This window comes from Acidovorax sp. KNOB132 (assembly GCF_057541515.1).
This window is the reverse complement of record NZ_BAAJYT010000504.1, coordinates 1-1,456: the sequence shown is the minus strand read 5'-3', so window position 1 is coordinate 1,456 and position 1,456 is coordinate 1. Positions and strand designations below refer to the sequence as shown.

General features: G+C 72.0%; 2 protein-coding genes. One reads left to right on the top strand and one right to left on the bottom strand.

The genetic code is table 11. From position 1 onward, the window contains the following. Positions 1-222 (bottom strand): hypothetical protein (locus AC27IO_RS24160; protein WP_498741207.1); only part of this gene is annotated, 222 nt, incomplete at its 3' end. A gap of 70 nt (positions 223-292) precedes the next feature. Here AC27IO_RS24160 and treF point away from each other — a divergent pair. Continuing rightward, positions 293-1,456: alpha,alpha-trehalase TreF (gene treF / locus AC27IO_RS24155; RefSeq protein WP_498741205.1), on the top strand; the 1,164-nt coding region annotated here is incomplete at its 3' end.

The following is a 1,456-nucleotide window of genomic DNA, read 5'->3' as shown; positions in this document are numbered from 1 at the left end:
TCGCGGCGCGCCGCGGCCGCGCTGGCGCCGCCGGCCGACACCCACACGCCCGCGGACCGCTACGAAGAGCTTTTCATCGAAGTGCAACGCCAGCGCATCTTCGAAGACTCCAAGGCCTTCGTGGACTGCGCCCCGCGCCAGCCGCCCGAGACCATCCTCGCGGCCTACCGCGCGCAGTGCCAGGCGCCGGGCTTCGACCTGCATGCCTTCGTGCACCGGCATTTCAAGCCCCAGACCCGCGCCTGCGACGGCCCCACGGTCGAACCCGGGCTGACCATGGCGGCGCACATCGATGCGCTGTGGGACGAGCTCACCCGCCACCCGGCCCACCACCCCCCCGCGCGGCTCGCTGCTGGCACTGCCGCACGCCTACGTGGTGCCGGGCGGCCGGTTCGTGGAGATGTATTACTGGGATTCGTACTTCACCATGCTGGGCCTGGTGCGCAGCGGCCGGCGGCACCTGCTGCACACGATGACGGACAACTTCGCCTACCTCATCGACACCTACGGCCACGTGCCCAACGGCACCCGCACCTACTACCTGAGCCGCTCGCAGCCTCCGGTGTTCTCGTTGATGGCCGAGCTGTGCGAATCGTGCGCGGGGCACGGCGCCGCGCAGTACCTGCCGCAGATGCGGCGCGAATACGAGTTCTGGATGGAGGGTGCCGACACCCTGGCCCCGGGCAGCGCCCACCGCCGCGTGGTGGCGCTGCCGGACGGCGCCGTGCTCAACCGCTACTGGGACGACCGCGACACGCCGCGCGAGGAATCGTGGCGCGAGGATGTGGAGACCGCCGCCCAATGCCAGCGCCCCGCAAACGAGGTGTACCGCGACCTGCGCGCCGCCGCCGAGTCGGGCTGGGACTTCAGCGCGCGCTGGCTGGACGACGGCGCCTGCGGCACCTGCCGCACGCAGACCCTGTCCACCATCGGCACCACACGCATCCTTCCGGTGGACCTGAACGCGCTGCTGCACAAGGCCGAGACCACCATCGCCCGCCTGAGCCGCAGCGTGGGCGACACGGCCACGGCCGACGCGTTCGACCACCGGGCCCGCCAGCGCGCCGAGGCCATGTCCCGCGTGCTGTGGAACGCCGAGGCCGGCGCCTTCCTCGACCACGACTGGCAGGCCGGCACGCCGCGTCCCTCGCTCAATGCCGCCACCGTGGTGCCGCTCTTCACCGGCACGGCCACGCCCGAGCAGGCCCATGCGCTGGCCGCCACCGTGCGCCGGCGCCTGCTGGTGCGGGGCGGCCTGTCCACCTCGGAGACCGCCAGCGGCGAGCAGTGGGACCGCCCCAACGGCTGGGCGCCGCTGCAGTGGATGGCGGTGGAAGGCTTCGCCGCCTACGGCGCGGCCGACGAAAGCTGCCGCCAGCTGTCGGACGACATCCGCACGCGCTGGGTCAAAACCGTGCAGGACGTGTACGACCACGAGGGCAAGCTGGTCGAAAAA